At 53.7% G+C, this 4,629-nt stretch carries 3 protein-coding genes and 1 pseudogene; all 4 read left to right on the top strand.

Annotation, left to right across the window (positions count from 1 at the left end; all coding sequences use genetic code 11):
- A partial coding sequence (locus ROG8370_RS20815; RefSeq protein ID WP_212580135.1) for a hypothetical protein occupies positions 1-435 on the top strand: 435 nt, incomplete at its 5' end.
- A gap of 23 nt (positions 436-458) precedes the next feature.
- Positions 459-1,742 (top strand): NADH:flavin oxidoreductase/NADH oxidase family protein, encoded by a 1,284-nt coding sequence (locus tag ROG8370_RS19400; RefSeq protein WP_085828774.1) that lies wholly within the window; start codon positions 459-461, stop codon positions 1,740-1,742.
- 439 nt (positions 1,743-2,181) lie between these two features.
- Entirely contained in the window at positions 2,182-3,927 is a 1,746-nt protein-coding gene (locus ROG8370_RS19405; RefSeq protein ID WP_085828775.1) for an adenylate/guanylate cyclase domain-containing protein, read from the top strand.
- A gap of 578 nt (positions 3,928-4,505) precedes the next feature.
- Positions 4,506-4,629, top strand: a pseudogene (locus tag ROG8370_RS21575) (IS110 family RNA-guided transposase); the annotation flags it as partial.

Here is a 4,629-nt window from a genome sequence, read left to right on the forward strand (position 1 = left end):
CCTCCGCAAACTGGCCAAGATCCTTCCTGCACCGCAGCAAACGCGCAAAGCCTGATAGAAAAGGCGCTCGCGCTCTGTTCAGAACCACACTTTCTGCAACAGCAACACGTTGTTTTTCCACAGAATCGGCTCATTGCTGCCGATCTCCGCGTCGCAGCGATCCGCGCTATCCCGCCACGCGCGACAATCGTGAACGGCCCAGAGCGGACCTTGACCGAGGAGTCGCGATGCTGCGTCGCACCCCGTCGAAGCGGACATTCGCTGCATGAGCCCAATATGCGAAGTGGCGAAGGTCAGGACTGCGGACAAAGCCCCGTTCGATTTCTTGGTTCCAATGACCGCTGTGTCGGCATGCCTATGGGTGCATCAGAGCTTGCTACGGTGGAAGATCTCGGGCAAGCAAGCCCGACTTGGGTGATCCAAGTTTTATTTTAGCGGATTGGTTGGAGTGACACGCCATGACAAAAGGCAAATATTCCGACCACCTCGACCTGCCTTGCGGCGTGCGTCTGAAAAACCGCTTCGCCCGGAGTGCCATGACCGAAGCCCTCGCGGATGCTCGCGATGCGCCGAGCAAGGCGCATCAAACGCTTTATGAGCGATGGTCAAATGGCGGAATGGCCATGCAAATGACCGGCAACGTCATGGTCGACAGACGTTACCTTGAACGGCCAGGCAATGTGGTTGTCGAAGATGAGCGCGTCCTAGATGCGCTGCAAGCGTGGGCGCAGTCCGCGAAGTCGGGTGGCAGTCAAATTTGGATGCAGATAAGTCATCCGGGCCGCCAATGCCCCATTGTTGTACACACGCGACCGTTGTCTCCTTCCGCCGAAAAGCTGCGCATTCTTGGCCTATTCGGAAAACCAAGGGCAATGACGTCCGAAGATATCGAGGAGGCCATCCAACGCTATGCCAAGACTGCAGAGATTGCAAAAAAGGCAGGGTTTGACGGTGTGCAGATACATGCCGCGCACGGCTATCTTGTCAGTCAATTCCTGTCGCCGATCACAAACCAGCGTACCGACGACTGGGGCGGATCACTTGAAAAGCGTGCGAATTTCCTGCGCAAGGTCTATGAAGCGACGCGCGCAGCCGTAGGCAACGATTTTCCCATTGCGGTGAAGCTGAACTCTTCGGATTTCCAGAAAGGTGGATTTACGATCGAGGACAGCTGCCAGGTTGCGCGATGGCTCGAACAGGACGGTATTGATCTCATTGAACTATCTGGCGGAACCTACGAACAGATGAGTTTTGTTAACGGAACCGAGGAGAAACAGCGCGACAGCACGACCAAACGCGAAGCCTATTTCTTGGAATATGCGCGTGAGGTGCGCAAAGCTGTCACTGTCCCGCTCATGGTGACAGGAGGGTTTCGCAGCATCGATGCGATAGAGCGCGCGATTGAGGACGATGGCATAGACATGATTGGTCTTGCGCGCCCCCTTTGTGTTCAACCGGATGCGGTGAACCGGCTCCTTGACGGTTCGCTCGATAAGATCGGCATCGAAGAAGACGGCCTAGTTATCGGTCGGGGACGGTTCGGATTGAACGCCCAAAACTGGTTCATAAATCTGGTCAACACTGTGTCGCGGGTTGAATACTATGCTTGGCAGATGAACCGCATGTCACGCGGCTCAATGCCCCAAACCGGCGGACGCAATAACGCGGTTGGTTACTTTTTGTGGTACCTCAACCGCACAATTCTTCTAGGGTTGCGCCGAAAGTTTGTCCGCCAATCCTAGATTGAACTTCTTTTCGCGAGTGCCGACGTTCATACACGGCGCAGCATCGGTCAATATGGGCTTATTCTGTTGAAAAACTCCGCTACGCCAAAATCGCCTCGGAAACTTGGAACACTGTTCTCGTCACAGGCCAATTGACAAACGGTACTTCCAGAATGGCGTTTTAGCGGGACAATATTCTGCTGATCTTGCCCTTTCGAGCGATCAGGCGAGTTTTTCAACGGAATAAGCCCAAAGCCGCCGGATCAAAATAGAGGCCTTTTCTGTTGAAGCAAAGTAACGGCCAAACTCGATGCGATAGACGCGCAGCCACGCAGCCCAATAATCGACCAACTTGCTACAATGGAATGGCGACCACATACTGAAGCGGTCTTTAGCAGAAAGTATTTATTGGACATCGCAGCTTCTGACGCGCTAGATTTTCCGGAGGGAGAATTTCATGCTGCGGCGTTTGACCACGATTATGGCGGCTGATGTCGTCGGTTATTCGGAGAAGGTCGGGACATCGGAAACCGCTACCTTGAAGCTACTCGCCTCGCTTTCCGAGCTAATGGACAAACAAGTGGAACGTGGTGGTGGCCGCGTTTTCGCACGGGCAGGAGATGGTTTCCTGTCTGAGTTTTCGAGCCCAGTATCGGCAGTTCAAGTCGGCTTCGAAATCCAGCGCCGCTTGCGTAATAACGTGGAACGCCACGGTAACGAACTTGAACTTCGTATCGGAATCCACTTGGCCGATGTAGTCGTAGAACAAGACAATCTTCTTGGCGATGGCGTTAACATAGCCGCACGCATTGAAAGTGTCGCACAGCCAGGTCAAGTGTTGGTCTCGAAGAGCGTTTTCGATCAAGTCAAGCGCGTCTCCCAACTCTCGTTCGAGGATGTGGGAGAGCATCGACTCAAGAACATATCGGAGCCGCAGAGGTTATTCCGTGTCATCGGTGAGATGGGAAACCACAGCTTCATGTCCGGTAATCCGGATGTGCTGACACCTAAACCGCTGGACAGCATTCCACCAAACTCCATTGCTGTTCTTCCCTTCGTTAACATGAGTGCTGATCCTGAGCAGGAGTACTTTTCTGACGGATTTTCAGAAGATCTGATCACAGAACTAGCTCGGTTCAAGGAACTCTTCGTTGTATCGCGAAACGCCAGCTTTGCGTTTAAGGACCGCAGCGTCGACATTCGTAAGTTGGGTCAGGAGCTAGGTGTCGCATACTGTCTTGAGGGCAGCGTCCGAAAGATTGGCGCACGTATAAGGATCACCGCGCAGTTGATAGATACGAGACGCGGAGATCATTGCTGGGCCGACAAATTTGATGCTGACCTCACCAATCTGTTTGACCTTCAGGACGGCCTAGCTGCAGCCATCGTTTCAAAGGTCGCATCGCGCGTCGAAACAAAGACGCGCGATGCAGCCAAACAAAAGAGGCCGGTCGATCTTAAAGCTTATGACTTTCTGTTGCGCGGATTGGAGAAACATCGGCTTGGTGGCGTCACGCAGCAATCGGCTGAAGAGGCTCTTTCGTGGTTCGATAAAGCGATAAGAGCTGATCCAAACTACGCGCGGGCATATGCTTGGAAATCTTGTGCCATGGCGACTTTAGCCAGGGAATGGACACACAAGAACACCTTGGATGAAGCCCTTTCTTTGGCGCAGCGCGCCATCGAACTGGACCCTGAGGATTCAGAGAGTCACCGGATTCTGGGATCGATCAATCTTTATCTCCGCGACTTTGACAAGGCTGAGTTCCATTTCTGCCGGGCTGTCAAACTAAACCCGAATAGCGCATTTATCCTTGGTCGGACCGGTGAACTCTATAATTTTTTGGGCGATCCCGAGAAAGCACTCTCTTTTCAGAGGCGCGCTATGAAGCTTGACCCATTGCTGCCGTCTTACTGCCGGGAATTAGAGGCTGCCGCCCACTATGTTCAGGGAGATTTTGAAAGGACTGCTCAGTTGGTTTCGGGCTTACCTCGGGTGTCACGACGAGCAGCGGCTTATTGGGCTGCGGCGGCTACTCACCTGGATGAAAAATCCTATTTGGAGCGGGCTCGAGCAGAACTGCTATCCATAGATCCGGATTTCAGTGTGGCATCCTTTGTGCCGTTCGAAAGTTACAAGGATCGCCGATATCAAAAACAACTCGAGTCCGAACTAGAACGTGCTCAACTTCCGTTGTCGTGACGTCCATTACTAGCCGATCGTGTTGAAAAACACGACGGTCCGAGAATCTACTCGAAAATTTGGCAAAATGAGGGAGCGGGTTGTGCGGGGACAGCGGCTCGCGGTCATCCCAACGGCGGCTTCGTCCCGCAACTCGGTCATAGACCCTCCAAGCTTTGCTGCGCCCACAACGAATGGCCGCTTTTAAGGCTGCGTTGCAGCGTGGCGCTTGGATCAATCAAGGCAACTTTTTTGCTGCATGAGCGAAGGGCGCGATTTCAATCCGGCGGCTCTGGGCTCGAAGCTGCCTTGCGGCGCTGCAGCATCATGATCTTCCGCCTGGGCTGGGCCGACGGAGTTGCGGGCGACTGCAGCCAGCCCGAAGCGGCCACGAACATCGTCGCGTCTAGAAGGTTCCCACGTTGTGGCTTCTTGTTAGAAACCTACCTCCGCAACTGAACCACTACCGGCTGGCGCCGGTAGGATCAGCGATGTGCTGTTCCAGGTACTGAAGATGGGGTGGTTGCCGCCCTCCCCTGACGGCATCGCAATGTGCCAAGATGGTGGTCTGTAGACCATCTAACGGAGAGGACGGCAAAATGAAGGATACAATGATTGGTGTAGATCTGGCGAAGAGTATTTTCCAGGTTCACGGGGCATTGCTGTCGGGGAAGGAACAATTCCGCAAAAAACTGACACGGCCCCAGTTCTGGAAATTCATGT

It is taken from the genome of Roseovarius gaetbuli (assembly GCF_900172365.1).
GTDB classification, from domain to species: Bacteria; Pseudomonadota; Alphaproteobacteria; order Rhodobacterales; family Rhodobacteraceae; genus Roseovarius; species Roseovarius gaetbuli.